Origin of the sequence: Streptomyces sp. NPDC051243 (assembly GCF_044455405.1) — a bacterium.
In the GTDB taxonomy this organism is placed as follows: Bacteria; Actinomycetota; Actinomycetes; order Streptomycetales; family Streptomycetaceae; genus Streptomyces.
Window position 1 is genome coordinate 336,235 of sequence record NZ_JBITES010000003.1, and the last position, 24,242, is coordinate 360,476.

20 protein-coding genes are annotated in these 24,242 nt (G+C 70.6%); 12 read left to right on the forward strand and 8 right to left on the reverse strand.

Annotation, left to right across the window (positions count from 1 at the left end; genetic code table 11):
* Window positions 1-2: 2 nt before the first annotated feature.
* A complete protein-coding gene (locus ACIBAG_RS08795) occupies window positions 3-269 on the reverse strand; it encodes a protealysin inhibitor emfourin (protein WP_031476947.1) in 267 nt (88 codons plus the stop codon).
* A 21-nt stretch (window positions 270-290) separates the two neighbouring features.
* Window positions 291-1,361 (reverse strand): M4 family metallopeptidase, encoded by a 1,071-nt coding sequence (locus tag ACIBAG_RS08800; protein ID WP_399102551.1) that lies wholly within the window; start codon window positions 1,359-1,361, stop codon window positions 291-293.
* A 320-nt stretch (window positions 1,362-1,681) separates the two neighbouring features.
* Between ACIBAG_RS08800 and leuA the strand changes: the two genes are divergently transcribed.
* The 6 genes from leuA (at window position 1,682) to ACIBAG_RS08830 (ending at window position 9,866) form a co-directional block, all read left to right on the forward strand.
* Complete coding sequence (leuA, locus tag ACIBAG_RS08805; protein WP_399102553.1) at window positions 1,682-3,403, forward strand: 2-isopropylmalate synthase; 1,722 nt, start codon at window positions 1,682-1,684, stop codon at window positions 3,401-3,403.
* Between the two features lie 296 nt (window positions 3,404-3,699).
* A complete protein-coding gene (locus ACIBAG_RS08810; protein WP_399102555.1) occupies window positions 3,700-4,398 on the forward strand; it encodes a TerB family tellurite resistance protein in 699 nt (232 codons plus the stop codon).
* A gap of 235 nt (window positions 4,399-4,633) precedes the next feature.
* The gene (locus tag ACIBAG_RS08815) at window positions 4,634-6,670 is read left to right on the forward strand and encodes an MMPL family transporter (protein ID WP_399102557.1); all 2,037 of its coding nucleotides are present in this window, start codon (window positions 4,634-4,636) and stop codon (window positions 6,668-6,670) included.
* Between the two features lie 119 nt (window positions 6,671-6,789).
* Complete coding sequence (locus ACIBAG_RS08820; protein WP_399103294.1) at window positions 6,790-7,980, forward strand: sensor histidine kinase; 1,191 nt, start codon at window positions 6,790-6,792, stop codon at window positions 7,978-7,980.
* A complete protein-coding gene (locus ACIBAG_RS08825; RefSeq protein WP_399102560.1) occupies window positions 7,977-8,636 on the forward strand; it encodes a response regulator in 660 nt (219 codons plus the stop codon). The genes ACIBAG_RS08820 and ACIBAG_RS08825 overlap by 4 nt, the downstream gene beginning before the upstream one ends.
* A 39-nt stretch (window positions 8,637-8,675) precedes the next feature.
* The gene (locus tag ACIBAG_RS08830; RefSeq protein ID WP_399102562.1) at window positions 8,676-9,866 is read left to right on the forward strand and encodes an exo-alpha-sialidase; all 1,191 of its coding nucleotides are present in this window, start codon (window positions 8,676-8,678) and stop codon (window positions 9,864-9,866) included.
* A gap of 188 nt (window positions 9,867-10,054) precedes the next feature.
* Here the strand turns inward: ACIBAG_RS08830 and ACIBAG_RS08835 are convergent, their stop codons facing one another.
* From ACIBAG_RS08835 to ACIBAG_RS08855, 5 genes are read right to left on the reverse strand one after another with little or no spacing between them, the layout of a single operon-like run.
* Window positions 10,055-10,990 carry a dihydrodipicolinate synthase family protein gene (locus tag ACIBAG_RS08835; RefSeq protein ID WP_399102564.1) on the reverse strand — a complete coding sequence of 312 codons (936 nt, stop codon included), beginning with the start codon at window positions 10,988-10,990 and terminating at the stop codon, window positions 10,055-10,057.
* Complete coding sequence (locus ACIBAG_RS08840; RefSeq protein WP_399102566.1) at window positions 10,987-12,057, reverse strand: oligopeptide/dipeptide ABC transporter ATP-binding protein; 1,071 nt, start codon at window positions 12,055-12,057, stop codon at window positions 10,987-10,989. Before ACIBAG_RS08840 ends, ACIBAG_RS08835 begins: the two co-directional genes overlap by 4 nt.
* Entirely contained in the window at window positions 12,054-14,042 is a 1,989-nt protein-coding gene (locus ACIBAG_RS08845) for a dipeptide/oligopeptide/nickel ABC transporter permease/ATP-binding protein (protein WP_399102568.1), read from the reverse strand. The genes ACIBAG_RS08840 and ACIBAG_RS08845 overlap by 4 nt, the downstream gene beginning before the upstream one ends.
* Window positions 14,039-14,998, reverse strand: coding sequence for an ABC transporter permease (locus ACIBAG_RS08850; protein ID WP_399102570.1), 960 nt, complete (start codon window positions 14,996-14,998; stop codon window positions 14,039-14,041). The genes ACIBAG_RS08845 and ACIBAG_RS08850 overlap by 4 nt, the downstream gene beginning before the upstream one ends.
* A 20-nt stretch (window positions 14,999-15,018) precedes the next feature.
* Window positions 15,019-16,647: an ABC transporter substrate-binding protein gene (locus ACIBAG_RS08855; protein WP_399102572.1), complete on the reverse strand. Its 1,629-nt coding sequence runs from the start codon at window positions 16,645-16,647 to the stop codon at window positions 15,019-15,021.
* 351 nt (window positions 16,648-16,998) lie between these two features.
* Here ACIBAG_RS08855 and ACIBAG_RS08860 point away from each other — a divergent pair, with 351 nt between their 5' ends.
* The 4 genes from ACIBAG_RS08860 to ACIBAG_RS08875 all read left to right on the forward strand — a co-directional run bounded on the left by ACIBAG_RS08860 (window position 16,999) and on the right by ACIBAG_RS08875 (window position 21,390).
* A complete protein-coding gene (locus ACIBAG_RS08860) occupies window positions 16,999-17,730 on the forward strand; it encodes a FadR/GntR family transcriptional regulator (protein ID WP_399102574.1) in 732 nt (243 codons plus the stop codon).
* Window positions 17,731-17,954: 224 nt separating this feature from the next.
* Window positions 17,955-18,365, forward strand: a complete 411-nt coding sequence (locus ACIBAG_RS08865; protein ID WP_399102576.1) for a VOC family protein — start codon at window positions 17,955-17,957, stop codon at window positions 18,363-18,365.
* 62 nt (window positions 18,366-18,427) lie between these two features.
* On the forward strand, window positions 18,428-20,824 hold the full coding sequence (locus ACIBAG_RS08870; RefSeq protein ID WP_399102578.1) for an ATP-binding cassette domain-containing protein: 2,397 nt from the start codon (window positions 18,428-18,430) through the stop codon (window positions 20,822-20,824).
* 191 nt (window positions 20,825-21,015) lie between these two features.
* Entirely contained in the window at window positions 21,016-21,390 is a 375-nt protein-coding gene (locus ACIBAG_RS08875; protein ID WP_399103296.1) for a helix-turn-helix transcriptional regulator, read from the forward strand.
* Window positions 21,391-21,444: 54 nt separating this feature from the next.
* On the opposite strand, the gene bla is transcribed toward ACIBAG_RS08875, so the two are convergent.
* The gene (gene bla, locus ACIBAG_RS08880; RefSeq protein WP_399103300.1) at window positions 21,445-22,308 is read right to left on the reverse strand and encodes a class A beta-lactamase; all 864 of its coding nucleotides are present in this window, start codon (window positions 22,306-22,308) and stop codon (window positions 21,445-21,447) included.
* Between the two features lie 181 nt (window positions 22,309-22,489).
* On the opposite strand from bla, the gene ACIBAG_RS08885 reads away from it, so the two are divergent.
* On the forward strand, window positions 22,490-23,644 hold the full coding sequence (locus tag ACIBAG_RS08885; protein ID WP_399102580.1) for an abortive phage infection protein: 1,155 nt from the start codon (window positions 22,490-22,492) through the stop codon (window positions 23,642-23,644).
* Window positions 23,645-23,656: 12 nt separating this feature from the next.
* Window positions 23,657-24,094, forward strand: coding sequence for a VOC family protein (locus ACIBAG_RS08890; protein ID WP_399102582.1), 438 nt, complete (start codon window positions 23,657-23,659; stop codon window positions 24,092-24,094).
* The last annotated feature ends 148 nt before the right edge of the window (window positions 24,095-24,242 follow it).

Below are 24,242 nucleotides of genomic sequence, written 5' to 3' on the forward strand. Positions count from 1 at the left end.
AGTTACGCCCCTTCCTTCAGTACCCGGCTGATCAGCTTGCGCTGCTCGTCGGTGAGCCGGGGATCCGAGCAGTACACCGTCTTGCCGTCCACGGTGATCTGGTAGCTGAAGCCGTCCGGAACCCCGATCGGGGGTGTGCCCCGGCCGGACGCGACCGCGCTCTCGGCCAGGGCGTGCCACTCCTGGGCGTCGGGCCGCCCCGAGGTGTCCACCTCGGCGTGCCGCTCGATACCCGCGAATCCGCCCGTGCGCCGTACCTGAATACGCATGGGTTCTTGTCTAGTACGGACTTACAGGATCCGCACCCCGACCTGCTCCCATGCCTTCTCCACGGCCTGGAGTTCCTCGCCGCCGTCGCCGAAGCGCTCCCGTGCGGCCTTGACGGTCAGCCCCGCGAAGTCGGTGAACATGGCCCGGTCCGACAGCTCGCCGCCGGTCAGGACGTCGTACCAGATCTGGCCGGCCTTCTCCCAGGCGTGGCCGCCGAGGGCGGTGGCGGCCAGGTAGAAGGCGTGGTTGGGGATGCCGGAGTTGATGTGGACGCCGCCGTTGTCGCGGCCGGTGCGGACGTAGTCGTCCATCGTCGCGGGCTGCGGGTCCTTGCCGAGGACGTCGTCGTCGTACGCCGTGCCCGGCTCCTTCATGGAGCGCAGGGCCTTGCCGGAGACGCTGGGGGCGAGCAGGCCCGCGCCGATCAGCCAGTCGGCCTCGGCGGCGGTCTGGCCGAGCGTGTACTGCTTGATGAGGGCGCCGAAGACATCCGACATGGACTCGTTCAGGGCGCCGGGCTGGCCGTAGTAGGTGAGGTTGGCCGTGTACTGCGTGACGCCGTGGGTGAGCTCGTGGCCGATGACGTCGATCGGGATGGTGAAGTCGAGGAAGATCTCGCCGTCACCGTCGCCGAACACCATCTGCTCGCCGTTCCAGAAGGCGTTGTTGTAGTCCTTGTCGTAGTGGACGGTGGCGTCGAGCGGCAGGCCGTCGCCGTCGATGGAGTGGCGCCGGTACGCCTTGAGGAAGAGCTCGAAGGTGGCGCCGAGGCCCGAGTAGGCGCGGTTGACCGTGGCGTCCTGGCCGGGGTCGTCGCCCTCGCCGCGGACCTTCTTGCCGGGCAGGGCGGTCTTGTGCTCGGCGTCGTGGATCGTGCGCAGCGGCTGGTCCGACGGTGCCTTCGCCGTCGGGGCGGCCGCGAGCGCGAACTCGGTCGTCACGCGGCGCCTGCCACGCAGCTCGCTGTCGCGCATCAGGGTGCGCTGGGCGGGACCGGAGAGCGCGGGGTCGTCGTTGCGGGCCAGTTTGTCGAGGACGTGTGGCGGTACGACGGTGCAGAAGACGGGCTCGAAGCCCCCGTTTGTCGTCATGCCCGGCACCATTGCACTGGGTTAGCTCGCTGTCACTACCGGCAACCATGATTGGTGAAATATGCGGACAGGGAGCCGCACGCTCCGTGACGAAGTGGTATGGCGCACTTTTTGCCCCATTCGTCCTTCGGGTCCCGCATACTGATACGGCGCCCCGCATCCGGAAGGGGCTCGGCTAGCATGCGGAGCATCATGCGTTTCGGGCTGCTTCTTCTTAGCTGCCGCGGCGAGGGCCTGTAGTCCAGGTCGACTCCCTCCCCGCGGAGCTTCGCGTTGCGTCGTCGGCCGTCCTTCCGGACACCCTGAGGAGCCCCGCAATCATGGCGAACCGCCAGCAGCCCAGTTCCATGCCGATCCACAAGTACGGCCGCTACGAGCAGGTCGACATCCCTGACCGCACCTGGCCGGACAACCGCGTCACCGTCGCCCCCCGCTGGCTCTCCACCGACCTGCGCGACGGAAACCAGGCCCTGATCGACCCGATGTCGCCCGAGCGCAAGCGCCGGATGTTCGACCAGCTGGTCAAGATGGGCTACAAGGAGATCGAGGTTGGTTTCCCGGCGTCGGGCCAGACGGACTTCGATTTCGTACGGTCGATCATCGAGGAGCCGGGCGCGATCCCCGACGACGTGACGATCTCCGTACTGACCCAGGCCCGCGAGGACCTGATCGAGCGCACTGTGGAGTCGCTGAAGGGCGCCAAGCGGGCCACCGTCCACCTGTACAACGCCACCGCGCCGGTCTTCCGCCGGGTGGTCTTCCGTGGCTCCAAGGACGACATCAAGCAGATCGCCGTCGACGGCACCCGTCTGGTGATGGAGTACGCCGAGAAGCTGCTGGGCCCGGAGACCGAGTTCGGCTACCAGTACTCGCCGGAGATCTTCACCGACACCGAGCTGGACTTCGCGCTGGAGGTCTGCGAGGCGGTCATGGACGTCTGGCAGCCCGGCCCGGGCCGCGAGATCATCCTCAACCTGCCCGCCACGGTGGAGCGTTCGACGCCGTCCACGCACGCGGACCGCTTCGAGTGGATGAGCCGCAACCTGTCGCGCCGCGAGTACGTCTGCATCTCCGTGCACCCGCACAACGACCGCGGTACGGCCGTCGCCGCGGCCGAGCTGGCGCTGATGGCCGGCGCCGACCGCGTCGAGGGCTGTCTGTTCGGGCAGGGCGAGCGCACCGGCAACGTCGACCTGGTCACCCTGGGCATGAACCTGTTCTCGCAGGGCGTCGACCCGCAGATCGACTTCTCCGACATCGACGAGATCCGTCGTACGTGGGAGTACTGCAACCAGATGGAGGTCCACCCGCGCCACCCGTACGTGGGCGACCTGGTCTACACGTCCTTCTCCGGCTCCCATCAGGACGCCATCAAGAAGGGCTTCGACGCGATGGAGGCCGACGCGGCCGCCAAGGGCGTGACGGTGGACGACATCGAGTGGGCCGTGCCGTACCTGCCCATCGACCCGAAGGACGTGGGTCGTTCGTACGAGGCCGTCATCCGTGTCAACTCGCAGTCCGGCAAGGGCGGTATCGCGTACGTCCTGAAGAACGACCACAAGCTGGACCTGCCGCGCCGGATGCAGATCGAGTTCTCGAAGATCATCCAGGCGAAGACGGACGCCGAGGGCGGCGAGGTCACCGGGTCCGACATCTGGGCGGTCTTCCAGGACGAGTACCTGCCGAACCCCGAGAACCCGTGGGGCCGCATCCAGGTCAAGAACGGGCAGTCGACGACCGACACGGACGGTGTGGACACGCTGAAGGTGGAGGCGTCCGTCGACGGCGTCGACACCGTGCTGGCCGGTACCGGCAACGGTCCGATCTCGGCCTTCTTCGACGCGCTGCAGTCCATCGGTATCGACGCGCGGCTGCTGGACTACCAGGAGCACACGATGAGTGAGGGTGCGTCGGCGCAGGCCGCGTCGTACATCGAGTGTGCGATCGACGGCAAGGTGCTGTGGGGCATCGGGATCGACGCGAACACGACGCGTGCGTCGCTGAAGGCGGTTGTCTCGGCCGTCAACAGGGCGGCTCGCTGACGGTTCGCTCCGTTGGGTTGGCCGCGTCTTCTCGCCGTAGGCCCGCTGGACAGTGGGTGACTCGGGTCCGTCGTGGCTTGTCGCGCCCACGCGGCGGTAGCCGCAGATCGACTGCAGCCCCGCGCCCCTGAACGGGCTCCGCCCGCCGTATACCGGCGGGCGGAGCCCGTCCGTTTTCGGCCATTGACCTGTGCAGGTCACGGAAAGGTCTCGTCCGGGGTACTGACTCCGCGTCCGTGATGTGGCTAACATCACGCAAGCGCGGCGATGTTGCCGCGGCGTTACGGAGGTGCGACGTGCTGCCAGGACGGGGACGAGACGGCCGTGCCGCCAGGCTTGCGCGCATCCTGGGCACCCGCACCGCGTGGTCTGCCGTGGGTGACGGCGAGTTCTTCTGCCCCGGATGCGGGGGCGACCGCAACTACCAGCGGCTGACCGGGCACCGCCGCTTCACTCTGCTCGGCGTGCCCGTGCTGCCGCGCGGGGAGACCGCCCCTGTCGTGGAGTGCGCCGCCTGCCGGCGCCACTTCGGCACCGACGTCTTGGACCACCCGACCACGACCCGCTTCTCCGCGATGCTCCGCGACGCCGTGCACACCGTCGCCCTGGCGGTGCTGGCGGCGGGCGGCACCTGTGCCCGTCCCTCCCTGGAGGCCGCGGCGGCCACGGTACGGGCGGCCGGCTTCGAGGACTGCACGGAGGAACAGCTCAACGCCCTGGTCGAGGCGCTGGCCGCGGACACCGGGCGGGTCTTCTCCGAGCCCTGCGGTGCCGGTCTGGCCATAGAGCTCCATGAGGCCCTCGACCCGCTCGCCCCGCACCTCGCCCCCGCCGGACGCGAGTCCATCCTGCTCCAGGGCGCCCGGATCGCCCTGGCCGACGGCCCGTACACGCCCGCCGAGCGCGACGTCCTGGCGACGGTCGGCGCGGCCCTCACCATCCACTCCGAGGACGTGCCCCGGCTGCTGGCCGCGGCGGCGCGCACACCGTCGTAGAACGGTCGCCGCGTTCTTCACCCGCAGTACTCCCGCGGGAGTAATCCGGCCGTCCCGCCACCCCCGGCAGTACCCGCGAACTCGCCCTTGCGCCCGACGATCCGCCCCCGTCCCGCCGGGAGTCTGGAACCGACCCAGACACCCGGACCGGAGGGAGGCCCGTCAGATGGGGGCCGTAAGGACAGCAGCGCGGCTGGGGGTACCTCCCACGCCCTTGAAGCAGTGGGGGAGTGCCGTGCCCTGGCTCGTGCTCGGGCTGTGGATCGCCGTGCTCGCGATCGCCTCGCCGTTCGCGTCGAAGCTGGCGGACGTCCAGCGCGACCGTGCCATCGACTACCTGCCGGCCAGCGCCGACTCCACCCAGGTCGCGAAGATCCAGGACCGGCTGCCGGGCGGTGAGGCCACGGAAATGGTCGTCGTCTACCACCGTGACGGCGGGCTGACCGCCGAGGACAAGGCGACCGCCGCCGACCAGATCGACCGGATCGCGGGCGCGCACCGGCTCACCGGGCAGCCGCAGGGCATCCCGTCGAAGGACGGCACCACCCTGATGTACCCGGTGGCCAGCACCGAGCCGGGCCAGGACGAGGAGGCCCGCGACGAACTCGTCCACGAGGTGCGGGACATGGCGAAGGGCGGCGACGGACTGAGCGTCGAGGTCGGTGGCGAGGGGGCGCTCGCCACGGACGCCTCCGAGGTCTTCAACTCGCTCGACGGCCCCCTGCTCTACACCACCGCGGCCGTCGTCGCGCTGCTGCTGATCCTCATCTACCGCAGCCCGTTCCTGTGGCTGGTGCCGCTCGCGGTCGCGGGCATGGCCGACTACCTGTCCATGGGCGTGGCATACGGGCTCCATCAGGGATTCGGCACCTCGATCTCCGGCCAGAGCTCCGGGATCATGACGATCCTCGTGTTCGGCGCCGGCACCGACTACGCGCTGCTGCTCATCTCCCGCTACCGCGAGGAACTACGGCGCATCGAGCGGCCGTACGACGCCATGGCCGCCGCGCTCAGGGGCTGCGGGCCCGCCGTGCTCGCCTCCTCCGGCACCGTCGCCGCCGGACTGCTGTGCCTGCTCGCCGCCGACCTCAACTCCAGCCGCGGCATGGGCCCCCTCGGCACCGTCGGCGTGCTGTGCGCGCTCGCCGCGATGCTGACGCTGCTCCCCGCGATCCTCGTCCTCCTGGGCCGGCGCGTGTTCTGGCCGCTCGTGCCCCGCTTCGGCAGCACGCCCAAGGCCCGCCGGTCCCTGTTCACCGCCATGGGCAGCTCCGCCGGACGCCGGCCGATCACCGTGCTGGTGGGCGGTGCCGTCCTGCTCGGCGCGCTCGCGCTCGGCGCCCTGAACCTGCCCGGCAGCCTCAAGCAGGCGGACTCCTTCACCAGCAAGCCCGACGCCATCGCCGCCATGGAGACGCTCGCCGAGGCCTACCCCGAGCGCGGCACCCAGCCCATCAGCGTCATCACGCCGGAGGACCGTGCCGACGACACGCTCGCGTCGATCCGCGGCACCCGGGGCGTCGACAGCGCGCAGGAAGGACGTACGGGAGACGGCTGGACCGAGATCTCCGTCCTCGCCGCCGCACCGCCCCAGTCCGCGGGGGAGACGGCCACCATCGAGGCCCTGCGCGACAAGCTCGACGGCTCCTACGTCGGCGGGCCCAGCGCCGAGCAGATCGACCTGAAGGACACCAACGCCCGGGACACGACGATCGTCGTGCCGATCGTGCTGCTGTCCGTGCTGCTGATCCTGGTCGTCCTGCTGCGCTCGCTGGTCGCGCCGCTGATCCTGGTCGGGGCCGTGGTCGCGGTGTGGGGCGCGGCACTCGGCATCGGTGGCCTCGTCTTCGGGCCGGTGTTCGGCTTCGAGGGCACGGATCCCGGGCTGGGTCTGCTGTCCTTCGTGTTCCTGGTCGCCCTCGGCGTCGACTACGGCATCTTCCTGATGCACCGGATGCGCGAGGAGTGCCTGAACGGCGCCGAACCGGCGTCGGCCGCGCTGACCGCGCTGCGTACGACGGGCGGCGTCATCGCCTCCGCCGGACTCGTCCTCGCCGCCACCTTCGCGGTGCTCACCAGCATGCCGATGGTGCCGCTCGTGGAGCTGGGCTTCGTCATCGCGGTCGGCGTGCTGCTGGACACGTTCCTGGTCCGCACCTACCTCGTCACGAGCGCGAGCGTGGCGCTGCGGCGGAAGGTGTGGTGGCCGGGCGGGCTGTCCCGGGCGCCGCAGCCAGCGGCACGGCAGGAACGCCAGCCGGAGCCGGTGTGAGCCTCTCACGCACCGTCAGGGCGTCCCTCCTCTCCCGGAGGGACGCCCCCGTGGCGGAGGATGAGCCGGTGCAGCAGACGACGAAAGCGGTGGGCAGGCCCCGCGTGGGCGAGCGGGTGATGGCGGCGATCAACCGCGAACCCCACACCGCCCCGCACGCCATGCGCAACGACGCTGTGCTGGCAGTGGCGCTGGCGGCCCTCGCCACGGTCATCGCCCTGCTCGGCAGCCACGGGCTCCGACCCGACGCGTTCGGCTGGACCCTGCTGCTCGCGGCGCATGTGCCGCTCGTGTGGCGGCGCCGCCGTCCGCTGCTGGTGCTGGTCGCCGTGCTGACCTGTATCGGCCCGTACCACGCGCTCGACAACAACCACGTCGCGCCCATCCCCGCCACCATGGTGGTGCTCTACACGGTCGCGGCGACCGGCACGGTGCGCCGCACGCTGCTCACCGGCACCACGGTCCTCGGCGTGACGCTGATCATCAACGCCCTCACCAACCCCGACGGGGTGCGCGAACTCCTGCGGATCGCCGGCTGGGTCGTCGCCGTCCTCTTCTGCGGCATCGACGTCCGCTACTACCGCCAGTACGTCGCCGCCATCGTCGAACGCGCCGAACGCGCCGAACGCACCCGCGAGGAGGAGGCCCGCCGCCGGGTCGCCGAGGAACGCCTGCGCATCGCCCGCGACCTGCACGACCTGCTCGCCCACAGCATCACGCTGATCGGTGTGCAGACGTCGGTGGCCGCGCACGTACTGGCGGCCGACCCGGAGCGGCTGGACCGCGAGACGGTCGCCAAGTCGCTCGACGACATCGCCGAGACCTGCCGCACGGCGCGCGGTGAGTTGCGTACGACGCTGGACGTCCTGCGTGAACGGGGCGCGGCCGGTGAGGCTCGAGGCCCGCTGCCCGGGCTCGACGGAGTGCCGGACCTGGTGGAGACGGCGCGCCTGGCCGGTGCGCGGGTGGAATCGGCGGTACGGGTGCGGGAGGTGCCGCCCGCCGTGGGGGCGGCCGCGTACCGGATCGTGCAGGAGGCGCTGACCAACGTCGTACGGCACGCGGGGGCCGAACCGGCCGTACGCGTCGAGCTGTACGAGGAGCAGGGCGCCCTGCGCGTGTCGGTCTCCGATGACGGCTCCTGCCCCGGCCTCGACCCACAGCGTCCCGGCCACGGCTACGGCCTCGTCGGCATGCGCGAGCGGGCCCGCAGCGTGGGTGGCACACTCGACGCCGGACCGCGTACGGGGGGCGGGTTCGAGGTCAGTGCCGTCCTCCCGATCGGAGCCGACCGGGAGGGAAACCGATGATCCGCGTACTGCTCGCCGACGACCAGACCCTCGTACGCGAGGCGTTCGCCATGCTGGTCGAGTCGGCCCCCGACATGGAGGTCGTCGGCCAGGCGGGCACCGGCCGGGAGGCCGCGGAACTGGCCCGCGGCGCCCGCGCCGACCTGGTCGTGATGGACATCCGCATGCCCGATCTGGACGGCATCGAGGCGACCCGGCTCATCGCGGCCGACGAGGACCTGGCCGGGGTGCGGGTTCTGGTCCTCACCACCTACGACACCGACGAGAACATCGTGGAAGCGCTGCGGGCCGGCGCCTCCGGATTCCTCGTCAAGGACACCCGACCGGCCGAACTCCTCGACGCCATCCGCACGGTGGCGGCGGGCGAGGCCCTGCTGTCCCCGGGGCCGACCGCACGGCTGATCGAGCGTTTCCTCCGCAGCCCCTCCGCGCCCACCGCCGGCGGGCCCGAATGCCTGTCCGAACGTGAACGCGAAGTGCTGACGCTGGTCGCGCGCGGCCTCAACAACACGGAGATCGCGGAGGCATTGGGACTGAGCCCGCTCACGGCAAAGACCCACGTCAGCCGCATCATGGGCAAGCTGGGGGCGCGGGACCGGGCGCAGTTGGTCATCGTGGCGTACGAGTCAGGAATGGTGACACCGGGGAACCTGTGACGGACAGGTCAATGTCTGACCCTCCGTCAAGGGAGCTCGATGACCATCCTGAGCCGCACACTCCTGGCCACCGCAGTACTCCTGACCACTCCACTCACCTCCGCCGGCACCGCCTCGGCGGGCACCGGCTGCACGTCCTCCGTCCCGTACGTCTCGGGCGAGGGCGCCTACGACACGTACCGCATCCCGGCGGCGATCACGACCCCACGCGGCACGGTCCTGGCCTTCGCCGAGGGCCGGCACGACGGTGCGGGGGACACCGGGGACATCGATGTCGTCCTCAGACGCTCCACCGACGGCGGCTGCACCTGGGGCCCGTTGACCGTGGTCGCCGCCGGGGAGGGGGACACGCGCGGCAATCCGGCACCCGTGGTGGATCCGCGCACGGGCACGGTCGTGCTGGTCACCTCCTACAACAGCGGTGACGTCACGGAGGCCGAGATCATGCGGGGCGAGGCGGCGCCGGAGGACAGCCGCCGGGTGTTCGTCCAGCGGAGCCTGGACGACGGGCGGAACTTCTCCTCCCCCCGGGACATCACGCGGCAGGTGAAGCCGGCGAACTGGCGCTGGTACGCGACGGGTCCGGGCCACGCGATCGCGCTCGAGCGGGGTCCGCACGCGGGCCGCCTCGTCGTCCCGTCGAACCACTCGACGGCTCCGGCGCCCGGCTCGGCCGACACCGGCCAGGAGCCCAAGTACTACGGCGCGCACGCCATCTACAGCGACGACGCCGGTCTCACCTGGCACATGGGCTTCGTGGACGACTCCTACGACGGCTACGAGAACGCCAACGAGTCCACGGCCGCCGAACTCCCCGACGGCAGGCTGTACTTCAACTCCCGCGACCAGCACGGGACGAGCGTCGGCAACCGTCTCGACGGTCACTCCTACGACGGTGGCGAGACGCTGGACCGGCCGTACACCGTCCAGCCCGCGTTGAACGACGTCCCGGTGGTGCAGGCGAGTGTGCTCCAACTTCCGGGTCGGGCCGCTCCGTTGCTGTTCTCGGGCCCGTCCGTCCCTACCGCCCGTCAGTCGATGGCTGTGTGGCGCAGTACGGACGGCGGGGCGACGTTCACGAAGGCGCTGACGCTGTCTCAGCAGCGGGCGGCGTACTCCGACCTGGTGCGGGTGGACCGGCGTACGGTCGGGATCCTGTACGAGACGGGGGTGACGGGGACGTACGAGACGATCGAGTTCCGGAGGTTGCCGGTGACGGACCTGGGCTAGCGGGCGCGGCCGGTGTTTTCCCGCCCCGCCGCCCCTACCCGTCCCATCCCTGGGGGCTGCCGCCCCCAGACCCCCGCTTCGGCCCTTAAAGGGCCTCGTCCTCAAGCGCCGGACGGGCTGGGTCAGCCCCTCCGGCGCTTGAGGAGCGGAGGCCCAGGGGGCAGAGCCGAGGCGGGGGCGAAAAACCGCTACAGCAACCCCGCACCCGCCAAGAACTTGCCCACCCGCTCCACCTCCTCCGGCGACAACGGCACCTGAGGCTCAGCCGTCGCCGGACACCCGATGACCCCCCGCAGATACAGCGCCGCCTTGAACGCCCCCAGCGCCGACGAACTGCCCCCCATCCGCCCCGGATCCCCGACCGTCACCATGCCGAACAAGGCACACAGCCGCTCCTGTTCCGACCGCGCCCGCTCCCAGTCACCCGCACGGCACAGCCGGTCGAGGTGGACGTAACCGTGCGGATCGACGTTGGCGAGCCCCGGCACGGCGCCGTCCGCCCCGATCGCGAGCGCCGCGTCGACGACGAGCTCGGAACCGGTCAGCACGCTGAAGCGCCGGACGTCGGGACGGGTACGCGTGCCGGTGACGACCTCGCGGAAGGCGGCGAGGTCGCCGCTGGAGTCCTTCAGGCCCGCGAGGGAGCCCTCGGCCGCGAGGTCCAGGATCACGTCGGCGGGAAGCTTGGTGTGCACGGAGGCCGGGAGGTCGTAGGCGATGACCGGGGCCGGGGAGGCCGTCGCGATCAGGCGGTAGTGGCGGGCGATCTCGGCGCGGTGGGTGCGGGCGTAGAAGGGGGCGGTCGCCACGACCGCGTCCGCACCGGCCGCGGTGACCTCCCGGACGTGGTCCAGCACCCTCGGCGTCGTCATGTCGATCACCCCGGCCAGCACCGGAAGCTGCCCCGCGACATGCCCGGCCACCGACTCCACCACCAGCCTGCGCTGCCGGTCCGTCAGATACGCCGCCTCCGAGGTCGAGCCCAGCACGAACAGGCCGTGCACCCCGCCCTCGACCAGGTGGTCGACCAGCCTGAGCAGTGAGGGGACGTCCACCTCGCGGTCCGGTGTCAGGGGCGTGCAGACGGGCGGGACGACACCGGTGAGCGGGGTGGGGATGGTCATGAAGGCTCCCTGGTGGACGCGGCCTGGGTCACCAGGTCACGGGTCGACTGGTCCTCCTCCACAGGATGGTGGCAGCGGTACCGGTGCCCCGGGATGGACGCACCGGAAATTTCGGGCATCACCTCGGCGCACACCTCGTTCGCCTTCCAGCACCGCGTCCGAAACGGGCACCCGCTCGGCGGCCGTGTCGCCGACGGCACCGGCCCGACCAGCGGAATCGGGTCGATCGGGTCGATCAGACCGGGTGTGGCGGAGAAGAGGGCGCGGGTGTACGGGTGCCGGGCCCGGTCGGTCACCCGGTCGGCCGGGGCCTCCTCGACGATCCGGCCCAGGTACATCGTGATCACGCGGTCGCTCATCCGCCGTACCGTCTGGATGTCGTGCGAGACGAAGACCAGGGCGAGGCCCAGCCGCTCCTTCAGGTCGAGGAGGAGGTTCAGGATCTGGGCGCGGACCGACACGTCCAGCGCGCTCGTCGGCTCGTCGGCCACGACCAGGTCGGGGTCCAGGGCCAGCGCCCGTGCGATGGCCACGCGCTGGCGCTGGCCGCCGGACAGCTGGCCGGGCAGCGCGTCGGTGAGCGCGCGTGGGAGACCCACGAGGGACATCAACTCCCGTACCCGGTCCTCGCGTTCGCGCTTGGTGCCCCGCTCGTGCACGTCCAGCGGGTCCCGCAGTATCTGCCGGACCGGCAGGCGTCGGTTCAGGGCCGTCGAGGGGTCCTGGAAGATCATTCCGGTGCCGGCGCCGACCGCCGTCCTGCGCTCGGCAGGTGTCATCGCCCACAGGTCGCGCCCCCGGAAGGCCACCGTTCCCTCCGTCGGCCGCTGCACCCCGACCAGCACCTTGGCCAGCGTCGACTTGCCGCACCCCGACTCACCGACCACGCCCACCGTCTCGCCGGGGGCGATGACGAGATCGGCGCCGGTCAGGGCGTACACCTTGTCCCGGGTGAACAGCCCGCCGCTGCGCGCCTTGTGCACGACGTGCGCGCCGGACAGCTCCACCAGAGGGCTCGCCCCGGCGGCGCTCACCTCGTCGGCCGCGCTCTTCTCGACCGCGCTCATGTCACCGCCTCGCTCTCCGAGCGGTCCGTCGGCGCCAGCACCACCGCGGGGTGATGGCAGGCCGCCGTGTGTGTCGGTGCGCCGATCAGGTCCGGTGCCGTCGTCCGGCACACCTCGCTCGCCAGCGGGCACCGGTCCGCGAAGCGGCAGCCCGCGGGGAAGTCGGCGGGGGAGGGCACCACGCCCTTGATCTGCGTCATCCGCTCCTGCGCCGACTCCAGCGAGAGGACACTCCCGAGCAGTCCGCGCGTGTAGTGGTGCGCCGGCGCCTCCACCAGGTCGGCGGTCACACCCGTCTCCACGATCTGGCCGCCGTACATCACGACAACCCGGTCGGTGATGTCCGCGACCAGCGCGAGGTCGTGCGAGACCAGGATCAGGGCGAAGCCCAGCTCCTCCCGCAGCCTCAGCAGCAGCTCCATGATCTGCGCCTGCACGGTGACGTCCAGCGCGGTCGTCGGCTCGTCGGCGACGATCAGCTTCGGATCGCGGGACAGGGCCATGGCGATCAGGACGCGCTGGCGCTGGCCGCCGGAGAGTTCGTGCGGGTAGCTGCGCAGGGTGCGTTCGGGGTCCAGGCCGACCATCGTGAGCAGTTCGTGGGGACTGCGGCGGCCTCCGCGGCGTACGACCTGCTTGAGCTGGGCGCGGATCGTCATCGCCGGGTTCAGGGAGGAGAGGGCGTCCTGGTAGATCATCGCCATCTCGTGGCCGAGCAGCTTGCGGCGTACGCGCATCGGCTCGCCCACCAACTGGCGTTGGTTGAAGCGGACGTGGCCGCGGACCCGGGCGCCCTTCGGCTCCAGGCCCATCACCGCGAGGGCGGTCAGCGACTTGCCGCAGCCCGACTCGCCGACCAGCCCCAGCACCTCACCGGGCTGCACCTCGAAGCTGATGCCGTCGACGATGTCCACACCGTTGTGGCGGCCCTCGAAGCCGATGGCCAGGTGCTCCACCTCGAGCACCGGTTGCCGTCCCTGCGGCAACGGCCGTGCCCGTGAGCGGAGCCGTGCCGCCGCCTCCTCCAGTCCCGGCAGCCGCAGCACCTCGCCGCTGCCCGGCTCCGGTGCCTCCAGCTTGTCGTGGTCGTCCCGTACGTCGACCTCGCGCGCCGACGGGGCCGCCCACGCGTCCGACACGCCCTCGGAGAGGATGTTCAGCGACAGCACCGTCACCAGCATCAGCAGGCCGGGGAAGACGGTCGCCCACCAACCCCCGGTCAGCACCATGTTCTTGCCGTCCGCGATGACACTGCCCCACGACGGGTCCGGCGGCCGCACGCCCGCGCCGATGAAGGACAGCGACGCCTCGAAGACGATCGCCTCCGCCACCTGGACCGTGCAGAACACCAGCACCGGGGCGGCGCAGTTGATCGCCACGTGCCTCAGCACGATGTGGGGCGTCCGTGCCCCGATCACCCGTTCCGCCGTCACATAGTCCTCGCCGTACTGATCGAGGACGTTCGCCCGTACGACCCTCGCCACCGGCGGCGTGAACAGGAACGCGATCGCGCAGATCAGGACCGTGATGCCGCCGCCGAAGACCGCGACCAGTACGGCGGCCAGCGCGATGCCCGGGAACGCCATCACCACGTCCAGGCAGCGCATCAGCGTCTCGTCGACCGCCTTGCGGGAGGTCGCCGCGATCGCGCCGATCAGGGCGCCGACGACGAGCGCGAGCCCGGTCGCGCCGAGCCCGATCGCCAGCGACCAGCGGGCGCCGTACATCAGCCGGCTGAGGATGTCCCGGCCCAGGCTGTCCTGGCCCATCCAGTGGTCGGCGGACGGGTGTCCGGTGCCGTCGACCGGTGGCTGCTGGTCGAGGGGGTCGTGCGGGGAGAGCACGGGGGCGAGCAGCGCCATCAGGACCACGACGGCCAGGAAGCAGACGGCGACCTTCGACAGCAGCGGCAGCTTGCGCCAGCCGCGCAGCCGGATGCCGGGACGGGACAGCGCCTCGGCCAGGCGCTTGCGGTTGAACGTCACGTCGCCTCCCGCAGTCGCGGGTTGACCAGCAGATACAGGATGTCGATGACGAGGTTGACGACCACGAACCCGGTCGCCGTCGTCAGGACCACGCCCTGGACGACCGCCGGGTCACCGTTCTTCACGGCGTCGATCATCAGCTTCCCCATGCCGGGCAGGGAGAAGATCGTCTCGATGACGACGGCGCCGCCGAGCAGATAGCCGACCCGCAGCCCGAGGACGGTCAGCGGGTTGATGAGCGCGTTCCGCAGGACGTTCCGCCCGACCACGACGACCGGCGGCAGCCCGCTGCCGATCGCCGTACGGACGTAGTCCTTGTCGAGCTCCTCCACCACGGACGTCCGCACGATCCGCGTCAGCTGCGCCGCCACCGGCAGGGACAGCGCGAAGGCGGGCAGGGTCATGGTCTTCAGCCAGCCGGTGAAGGAGTCGGCCGGGTTGATGTAGCCGCCGGTCGGGAACCAGCCGAGGTCGACGGCGAGGTACTGGATCATCAGCAGCGCCAGCCAGAAGCCGGGGGCGGCGACCCCGGTGAGGGAGACGACGCGGATGATCTGGTCGGGGAGACGGTCGCGGTAGATGGCCGCCGTGACGCCGCCGAGCAGCGACAGCACGACCGCGATGCCGAGGCCCAGGAAGGTGAGCTGGATGGTCAGCGGCAGCGCGGTCATGACCTGGTCGACGACCGGCGCCCGGGTCAGGGCGCTGATGCCCATGTCGCCGTGGAGCAGGTCGCCGACGAAGACGAGGTAGCGGACGGGGAGCGGATCCAGCAGGCCGTTCTCCTCGCGGAACTCGTGCAGCTGCTGCGGCGTCGGGTTCGCGCCCTGGAAGAACGCGGACGCCGGGTCGACGTCCGAGAACCGCATGACCAGGAACACGAACAGCACGATGCCCAGCATCAGCGGCACGAGCAGTGCGACGCGACGGGCCAGGATCCTGACGACGGTGACCACTTCAGGGACTCCCAGGGCCCCTAGGCCCACTTGGCCTGGAGGAGGTTGATACCGGGGTACGGCTGTGCCCTTATGCCGCTGAGCTGCTTGGCGTTCCAGGCCGTCATCAGCTCGTTGTGGACGACCGGGTAGAGCACGGCCTGTTCGGCGACGACGTCGATGTAGTCCTGGATCATCGTCTTCTTCTTGTCGGGGTCCGGCTCCTGGGTCGCCCGGTCCATGTCCTTGAAGAGCGCCTTGGCGACGGAGTTGTCGGCCCACCGCGTGTACTGCATCCACAGGTTCTCGGGGCCGTAGTTGTAGTGCATGATCAGGTCGGCGTCGAGGCCGAACTGGTTGGGGTTCGAGGCGGCGGCGACCACCTGGTAGTCCTGCTTCTGGTCCATCTTGGTGAAGACGGCCGTCGTCTCCTGCGGGGAGAGGGTCGTCTTGACGCCGATCGCGTCCCACGACGACTTGACGGTCGGCAGACAGTCCACGATCCAGCTCACGTTGACGGCGAGGATCTCGATCTCCAGCCCGCTGACCCCGGCCTCCTTCAGCAGCGCCTTGGCCTTGTCGGGGTCGTAGTCGTAGACGGTCTTGGCGCGCCGGTAGCTGGGATTGGACTCGTTGAGGAACGAGGACGACGGCTTCCCGTGCCCCTTGAGGGCGACCTCGATCATCTTGCCGGTGTCGATGGCGTAGTGCAGTGCCTGGCGGACGCGTACGTCGTCGAAGGGCTTGTGCTTGGTGTTGAACATCAGGAACAGGTTGTTCATCCCGGCGCCGCCCGCGACGGTCAGGCCGCTGCTCTCCAGCTGCCCGATGTTGGCGTACGGGATGTTGTCCGCGATCTGCGCCCCGGCGCTCGCGCCCGAGATCCTGGCCACGCGAGGCGCCGCGTCCACGATCGTCAGCCAGTTCATCTTCTTGAAGGCGGGCTTGCGCGGGCCGTTGTAGTCGGGATACGCCTCGAAGGTCGTGTTGGACTTCGGGTGGTGCGCGGTCTGCCGGTACGGCCCCGAGCCGATCGCCTTCCCCTTGATGGCGTCCTCCCAGGCGCCCGGCTGGGAGAAGACGTGCTTCGGCATGATCTTGGCGAGGGTGAGTCGCGAAATCCCGTCTGGGAACGGGAACTTGAGCACCAGCTCGACGTTCTGCGCGTCGATCTTGCGGACTTCCTTCAGCCAGCTCGCGAAGAACCCCTTGGCGAGGGTCTGGGTGTCCGGGTCGAGGATCCGGTCGAAGACGAAGACCACGTCGTCGGCCGTGACCGGCTTCCCGTCGTGGAACGTGGCGCCCGCACGCAGGGTGAACTTCCAGGACGTCGCGTTCGGGTCGGCCGGCACCTGGGTGGCGAGGGCGGCGTACGGCTCGCGGGAGATCGGATCGGTGTCGAGGAGCCCCTCGTAGATGTGGTTGTTGGCGGCCATGCAGAAGGCGGACGCCGTCTGGGTGGGGTCCCAGCTGCCGTCGTTGCCGTAGCCGATCACCGCGGTGAGCGTCCGGTTCTGGCCGCCGCCCCCGCCGGTCTCGTTGGTGGACTCCGGCCCCGACGAACAGGCCGACAGCGACGCGGAGACGGCGGCGGCCGCGCCCAGCGCGCCGGTGTACTTCAGGAACGACCGGCGGTGCAGCGCCGGCACGTCGTGGGTCACGTCGGGCACGGTTCCTCCAGCGGAGAAAAAGAGCTCGGAACGATTCGGGAAGGGAACTCGGAACGATCTCGGAATGATCTCGGGAGGGAATTCGGAATGATCTCGGGAATGATCTCGGGAGGGATCTTGGGAAGGAACTTGGAGGATCTCGGAAGGTGAGGAGATACGACGTCCTACGTCCTGACGGTCAGCGCGACCATAGGTGGGGCGATGGGGGCGGTCAAGGGATCTCACACGAATGGCGCATCTGCCACAGGTCGGACCAATGGCGCTGTGAAATGGCGAGAGTTGACCCCCCGTCAGAGCCGTATCCGGCAGACATGGGACGTGGGACGTCCGGGTGCGCGTACCATGCGCCGCATGCCCGGGCAGCCCAGGAACAGCCGTACGTCCGAGGAGTCCAGGAACAGCCGGATCCAGCGCCAGGTCATGCAGCTGATCATCGACCGCAGGCTCCAGGCCGGCGCCCTGCTGCCCACCGAGGCCGAGCTCATGGAGGACCTCGGCGTCAGCCGCAACTCCGTCCGCGAGGCGCTCAAGGCGCTCCAGGCCCTGGACATCGTGGAGATCCGGCACGGCTACGGCACGTACGTCGGCCAGGCCTCGCTGACCCCGCTGGTCGACGGGCTGACCTTCCGCACACTCACCCGGCACGACCATGACGCCGGTGCCCTCGCCGAGATCCTGCAGGTGCGGGAGGTGCTGGAGGAGGGGCTGATCCGGCGGGTGGCGGCGACGGTCACCGAGCCGGAGCTGGACCGGCTGGAGGGCGTCGTGGCGAGGATGGAGGAGGCGGGGCGGGCGGGGCGGCCCTTCCCCGACCTCGACCGCGAGTTCCACGAGCTGCTCTACGCGTCCCTCGGCAACGACCTGGTGCCGCAGCTGCTCGCCGCGTTCTGGACGGTCTTCCGGCGCGTCAACGGTGCGCGGGGGCGTCCCGACGACCCGTCTCCCGACGTCACCGCGCGCTGGCACCGGGACATCGTGACGGCCTTGCGGGCCGGGGACGTGGAGGGGGCGCAGCGGGCGATGGCCGTGCACTTCAGGGGGATCGAGGCGCGGGCGGGGCGGGAGTCGCGGGGGGCCGGCTGACAGGTGCGGGTCGCGATGTTCGCCCCCGCCGGTAAGTCAGCCCCTCCGGCGTTCGAGGAGCGGGGGTCCAGGGGGCAGAGCCCCCTGAAAGCGGGGTCGAAGGGATGGCAGCCCCTTCAGGATGGGACGGGTAGGGGCGGCGCAGGCGAAAGAGACGAAGGCGTCGCCGACACCGGTCAGGAATCAAGAAGCGCCGCCCCCGACCCACCGCTAGCGTGACGGCCATGGACATCAGCATTCACGCCAGCTTTCTCCCCCACGACGACCCGGACGCCTCCCTCGCCTTCTACCGGGACGCCCTCGGCTTCGAGGTCCGGACCGACGTCGGCCAGGGCAAGATGCGCTGGATCACGGTCGGCCCCGCCGACCAGCCCGGCACGTCCATCCTCCTCGCGCCGCCCGCCGCCGACCCCGGGATCACCGAGGACGAGCGCCGCACCATCGCCGAGATGATGGCCAAGGGCACCTACGGCTGGATCCTGCTCGCCACCTCGAACGTCGACGACACCTTCGACAAGGTGCAGGCGACCGGCGCCGAGGTGGTCCAGGAGCCGACCGACCAGCCCTACGGCATCCGGGACTGCGCCTTCCGCGATCCCGCGGGCAACCTGATCCGTATCCAGCAGCGGAGCTGAGCAGAGCCCCCGACCAGCAACGTTCCCGACCCGACCGAGCAGCTGCAGATGGAGACCACACGATGAGCAGGGCCACGAGGACGCCCGCGCGGACGTCGCCCGCGCCGCACGTCGCCGACAGCCATGAGCTGATCCGCGTGCACGGCGCACGCGAGAACAACCTCAAGGACGTCAGCATCGAGATCCCCAAGCGCCGGCTGACGGTCTTCACCGGCGTCTCCGGCTCGGGCAAGAGCTCGCTGGTGTTCGACACGATCGCCGCCGAGTCGCAGCGGCTGATCAACGAGACCTACAGCGCCTTCCTCCAGGGCTTCATGCCGAACCTGGCCCGCCCCGAGGTCGACGTACTCGACGGACTGACCACCGCGATCACCGTCGACCAGCAGCGCATGGGCGGCGACCCCCGCTCCACCGTCGGCACCGCCACCGACGCCAACGCGATGCTGCGCATCCTCTTCAGCCGGCTCGGCAAGCCCCACATCGGCCCGCCCAGCGCGTACTCGTTCAACACCGCCTCGGTCCGGGCGAGCGGCGCGATCACGGTCGAGCGCGGCGCGAAGACCAAGGCCGAGAAGGCGACCTTCGAGCGCACCGGGGGCATGTGCACCCGCTGCGAAGGGCGCGGCTCGGTCTCCGACATCGACCTCACCCAGCTCTACGACGACTCCAAGTCGCTGTCCGAGGGGGCCTTCACCATCCCCGGCTGGAAGTCGGACAGCCAGTGGACCGTGCAGCTCTACGCCCAGTCCGGCTTCGTCGACCCGGACAAGCCGATCCGCCGGTACACCAAGAAGGAGATGCACGCCTTCCTCTACGGTGAGCCGACCAAGATCAAGGTCAACGGGATCAACCTGACGTACGAAGGGCTGATACCGAAGATCCAGAAGTCGTTCCTGTCCAAGGACAAGGAGTCGATGCAGCCCCACATCCGGGCCTTCGTGGAGCGTGCGGTCACCTTCACCACCTGCCCCGAGTGCGACGGCACCCGCCTCAGCGAGGGCGCCCGGTCCTCGAAGATCGGCAAGGTCAGCATCGCCGACGCCTGCGCGATGGAGATCCGCGACCTGGCGGAGTGGGTACGCGGCCTCGAGGAGCCCTCCGTGGCGCCGCTGCTCGACGCGCTCCAGCACACCCTCGACTCGTTCACCGAGATCGGCCTCGGCTATCTCTCCCTCGACCGGCCCGCGGGCACCCTGTCCGGCGGCGAGGCACAGCGCGTCAAGATGATCCGCCACCTCGGCTCCTCGCTCACCGACGTGACGTACGTCTTCGACGAGCCCACCGTCGGTCTGCACCCGCACGACATCCAGCGCATGAACGACCTGCTGCTGCGACTGCGGGACAAGGGCAACACGGTGCTCGTGGTGGAGCACAAGCCGGAGGCCATCGCCATCGCCGACCACGTCGTGGACCTCGGCCCGGGCGCCGGCACGGCGGGCGGCACCGTCTGCTTCGAGGGCACCGTCGAGGGGCTGCGGGCGAGCGACACCGTCACCGGACGCCACCTCGACGACCGCGCCAAGCTCAGGGAGACGGTGCGCAAGGCCACCGGCACGCTGGCGATCCGCGGCGCGACCACGAACAACCTCCGCAGCGTCGACGTCGACATCCCGCTCGGCGTGCTCTGCGTCGTCACCGGCGTCGCCGGCTCCGGCAAGAGCTCGCTCATCCACGGCTCCATCCCGGCGCCGCAGGGCGTGGTGTCGGTGGACCAGACGCCGATCCGCGGCTCGCGGCGCAGCAACCCGGCGACGTACACCGGCCTCGCCGACCCGATCCGCAAGGCGTTCGCCAAGGCCAACGGCGTGAAGCCGGCCCTGTTCAGCGCGAACTCCGAAGGCGCCTGCCCCACCTGCAACGGCGCCGGCGTCATCTATGTCGACCTGGGCATGATGGCCGGCGTCGACACCCCCTGCGAGGACTGCGAGGGCAAGCGGTTCCAGGCGTCGGTGCTGGAGTACCGGCTCGGCGGCCGGGACATCAGCGAGGTGCTCGCGATGTCGGTGACCGAGGCCGAGGAGTTCTTCGGCAACGGCGAGGCCCGCACCCCGGCCGCCCACAAGATCCTGGAGCGGATGGCGGACGTCGGCCTCGGCTACCTCACCCTCGGCCAGCCGCTCACCACGCTGTCCGGCGGCGAGCGGCAGCGGCTGAAACTGGCCACGCACATGGGGGACAAGGGCGGCGTGTACGTCCTCGACGAGCCGACGACCGGCCTCCACCTCGCCGACGTCGAGCAGCTGCTCGGCCTCCTCGACCGGCTCGTCGACTCCGGCAAGTCCGTGATCGTCATCGAGCACCACCAGGCGGTCATGGCGCACGCCGACTGGATCATCGACCTCGGCCCCGGCGCCGGCCACGACGGCGGCCGGATCGTCTTCGAGGGCACCCCCGCCGACCTCGTCGCCGAGCGCTCCACCCTCACCGGTGAGCACCTCGCGGCCTACGTCGGCGGCTGACCCCGATGTGTTTCACCACATCGCCGGTGATGTCCCTCCTCGCGTCCCGCTCCCGGCAGCTCAGGGAGCGGGCGCGGGAGTGGACGGGCCCGGAGGGGGTTGGGGATGATGCGGGGGTGCGATCCCACCACTCGACATCCGAGGAGCAGCAGCTGCGGACCCTCACCGCGCTGCGCCGCGTGCGCGACCGGATGGACCGCGAGTACGCACAGCCGCTGGACGTCGAGGCGCTCGCGCGCGGCGTGCACATGTCGGCCGGGCATCTCAGCCGGGAGTTCAAGGCCGCCTACGGCGAGTCTCCGTACGGCTACCTGATGACGCGGCGCATCGAGCGGGCGATGGCGCTGCTGCGCCGGGGCGACCTCAGCGTCACCGAGGTGTGCTTCGAGGTCGGCTGCTCGTCGCTGGGCACCTTCAGCACCCGCTTCACGGAGCTGGTCGGCATGTCGCCGAGCGCCTACCGGCGCCGGCTGACGGACCCGGCGGACGTGACGGCGGGCATGCCGTCGTGCCTGTCGAAGCAGGTGACCAGGCCCCTCAGGAACCGCGAGGCCCAGGCGACGTGACGGACCGGGGCGCCGTCCCCGCGCGGCGCCCCGAGGTCCGGCAGCCCGGCCTTCTCAGGTGAGGGCCCGGGCGAGCAGCGCCGCCGTCTCGACGATCAGAGAGTGGTCCAGCGCCGCGTCCCGCTCGGGCCGTGTCGTCTGGACGGCCAGGACGAGCGGGGTGCCGTCCTCGGTCCAGGCGATGCCCACGTCGTTGTTCGTGCCGTAGGAGCCGCCGCCCGTCTTGTCGGCGACCGTCCAGGTCTTGGGCAGTCCCGCGCGGAAGCGGTTGGCGCTGGTGGTGTTGTTCAGCAGCCAGTGCGTGAGGAGATCGCGGTCGGGGCGGTTCAGGGCGTCGCCGAGGACCAGTCGGGCGTACGTCCGGGCGATCGCGCGCGGGCTCGTGGTGTCCGTGACGCGCCACGGCTCCGCCGAGTTGAGGTCCGTCTCCCAGCGGTCGAGGCGGGTCACCGGGTCGCCGAGGGAGCGGGCGAAGCCGGTGATGGCGGTGGGGCCGCCGAGCTCGCGCAGCAGGAGGTTGCCGGCCGTGTTGTCGCTGAACCGGATGGCCACGTCGGCGAGTTCGGCCACGGTCATGCCGGTGGCCAGGTGCTTGGCGGTCTCGTCGGAGTTGGCCACCAGGTCGGCCTCCGTGTAGTGGATCCGCTTGGCGAGCACCTCGCCGTCGCGGTCCAGGTCGCGCAGCACGGCCGCGGCGGCCAGCGTCTTGAACAGGGAGCAGATCGGGAAACGCTCGTCGGCGCGGTGGCGGACGGTCCGCCTGGTGGCGAGGTTGTGGGCGAACACGCCCAGGCGGGCGCCATGTCGCCGCTCCAGTTCGTGGAGGCGGTCGGTGGTGGTGGCGTGGGCCGGCGCGCTGGTGAGGAGTGCGGCGGCGGTGGCGGTGCCTGCGGTCAGCAGGGTGCGGCGACCTAAGATCTTGCTCTCCTTCGCTCGGAATTCGTCTGGCGGATTCGTCTGGTGGATTTCGTCCGGTGGATTTCGTTCGGCGGGTCGTGCCGATCTCTTCAGTGATCGACGCCGTGCGTCATTCCTTGGTTGCGTGGTCGTAGACCATCGGCCGACGGCGCGGCGAGGCCGTGCTCGCCACAGTGGCCGTATGGAGAACACCAAGGGGATCAGCCGGGCAGGGTTTCTGGCGGGGGCCGCGGCCGTCGGACTGGCGGGGGCGGTGTCGCCCGCGGGACAAGCCGCGACGACCGGAACCGGTCGACGAGGCCTGAAGCACCGCGGCGTCGTCTACACCCTCGGCGCCGGTGAGACGCCCGGCACCGCGTGGAGCGCCGCCCGGATGCGCGAGGACGTCCGGGCGATCCGCGACGACCTGCACGCCGACACCCTCGACGTCACCGGCGACGGCGTCGAGCGCCTCACCGCCACGGCCGCCGAGGCCGCCGAGCGCGGGCTGCACGTCTGGCTCCAGCCGACCCTCGGGGACCTGCCGGAGCGGGAGATCCTGGAGAGCATCGCCGAGTGCGGCCGGTTCGCGGAACGGCTGCGCCGGCAGGGCGCGAGCGTCGACTTCAGCGTGGGCTGCGAGTTCTGGCTGTTCGTGCCGGGGATCGTGCCGGGGGAGACGGTCCTGGAGCGCGTCGACAACCTTCAGAAGGGCACCGTCGACATGGCGGGGATGCAGCGCCGCCTGGCCCGCTTCACCGCGAAGGCGGCCGGCGTCGGCCGCTCCGTCTTCCACGGCCGGCTGAGCTACGCGGCCGCCCAGGACGAGGAGTTCGAGCCGGTCGACTGGAACCTGTTCGACGTCGTCGGCATCGACTACTACTCGTACCACCGCGAACCGGCCGCGTACGTGAGCGAGTTGAAGCGCCACCTCCGCTGGGGAAAGCCGCTCGCCATCACCGAGTTCGGCACCTGCGCGTACGTCGGCGCCCCCGAGACGGCCGGCATGGGCTGGTACGTCGTCGACTACGACAAGACGCCGCCGGAGATCAAGGGCGACCTGGTGCGCAGCGAACGCACACAGGCCGCCTACCTGGCCGATCTCCTGGGCGTCTTCGAGTCGATGAACCTCTACGCGGCGATGGCCTTCGAGTTCGTCACCCCCGACGCCCCCCACCGCCCCGACAACCCGCGATTCGACCTGGACCTGGCGAGCTACAGCATCACCAAGGCCGTCAAGGACTGCCCCGACGACCCGGCCTCCGACTGGCACTGGGAGCCGAAGCAGGCCTTCCGCGCGGTGGCCCGCCACTACGGCCGACGGGCACGGTCCGGCACGCGGGGAGACCATGGATGAGGAGGTGCGCGTATGGACTGGACCCTCGAGGTGATCGGTGTGCCGGTCTCCGACGTCGACCGCGCCAAGGCCTTCTACACCGACCGGTGCGGATTCCGCGCGGAGATCGACGCGCCGTTCTACGCGGGCGTCGGCCGCTTCGTCCAGCTCACCCCGCCCGGCTCCCGCTGCTCGGTCGTGCTGGAGTCCGGCATGCCGCAGCCCCCGGGGCAGTCGCGGACGGCCCCTGGCTCGCTGCGGGGCCTCCAGCTCTGTGTCACGGACATCGACACGGCGAGAGCGGAACTGCTGCAACGAGGGGTCGAGGTGAGCCCGGTCATGCACATGGGCGCGTCCGGCTGGGCGGAGGGCCGGGGCGAGGAGAGCTGGAACTCCTTCCTCTTCTTCCAGGACCCCGACGGCAACGGCTGGACGGTCCAGGAGGCCCCGACGCCCCTCGCCGAACGCTGAGAGCCCTGGGCCGGGCTTAGGACCTGTCGTTTGGATCCTGCCGGCGTCGCGGGCCCTGGCACGCGCTCCCCCGAGCTCTTCGAGCAGAGGGTACACCCGGCCGCGTTGTCGTCGGTTGCCGACTCCCCCACGCTCGAACAACCTCGCG

Coding starts and splice junctions, on each gene's coding strand:
- ACIBAG_RS08830 (WP_399102562.1), top strand. CDS start 8,676: ATGACCATCCTGAGCCGCACACTCCTGGCCACCGCAGTACTCCTGACC.
- ACIBAG_RS08875 (WP_399103296.1), top strand. CDS start 21,016: ATGGACCGCGAGTACGCACAGCCGCTGGACGTCGAGGCGCTCGCGCGC.
- ACIBAG_RS08795 (WP_031476947.1), bottom strand. CDS start 269: ATGCGTATTCAGGTACGGCGCACGGGCGGATTCGCGGGTATCGAGCGG.
- ACIBAG_RS08870 (WP_399102578.1), top strand. CDS start 18,428: ATGAGCAGGGCCACGAGGACGCCCGCGCGGACGTCGCCCGCGCCGCAC.
- ACIBAG_RS08860 (WP_399102574.1), top strand. CDS start 16,999: ATGCCCGGGCAGCCCAGGAACAGCCGTACGTCCGAGGAGTCCAGGAAC.
- ACIBAG_RS08835 (WP_399102564.1), bottom strand. CDS start 10,990: ATGACCATCCCCACCCCGCTCACCGGTGTCGTCCCGCCCGTCTGCACG.
- ACIBAG_RS08840 (WP_399102566.1), bottom strand. CDS start 12,057: ATGAGCGCGGTCGAGAAGAGCGCGGCCGACGAGGTGAGCGCCGCCGGG.
- ACIBAG_RS08885 (WP_399102580.1), top strand. CDS start 22,490: ATGGAGAACACCAAGGGGATCAGCCGGGCAGGGTTTCTGGCGGGGGCC.
- ACIBAG_RS08820 (WP_399103294.1), top strand. CDS start 6,790: ATGGCGGCGATCAACCGCGAACCCCACACCGCCCCGCACGCCATGCGC.
- ACIBAG_RS08865 (WP_399102576.1), top strand. CDS start 17,955: ATGGACATCAGCATTCACGCCAGCTTTCTCCCCCACGACGACCCGGAC.
- ACIBAG_RS08890 (WP_399102582.1), top strand. CDS start 23,657: ATGGACTGGACCCTCGAGGTGATCGGTGTGCCGGTCTCCGACGTCGAC.
- leuA (WP_399102553.1), top strand. CDS start 1,682: ATGGCGAACCGCCAGCAGCCCAGTTCCATGCCGATCCACAAGTACGGC.
- ACIBAG_RS08825 (WP_399102560.1), top strand. CDS start 7,977: ATGATCCGCGTACTGCTCGCCGACGACCAGACCCTCGTACGCGAGGCG.
- ACIBAG_RS08800 (WP_399102551.1), bottom strand. CDS start 1,361: ATGACGACAAACGGGGGCTTCGAGCCCGTCTTCTGCACCGTCGTACCG.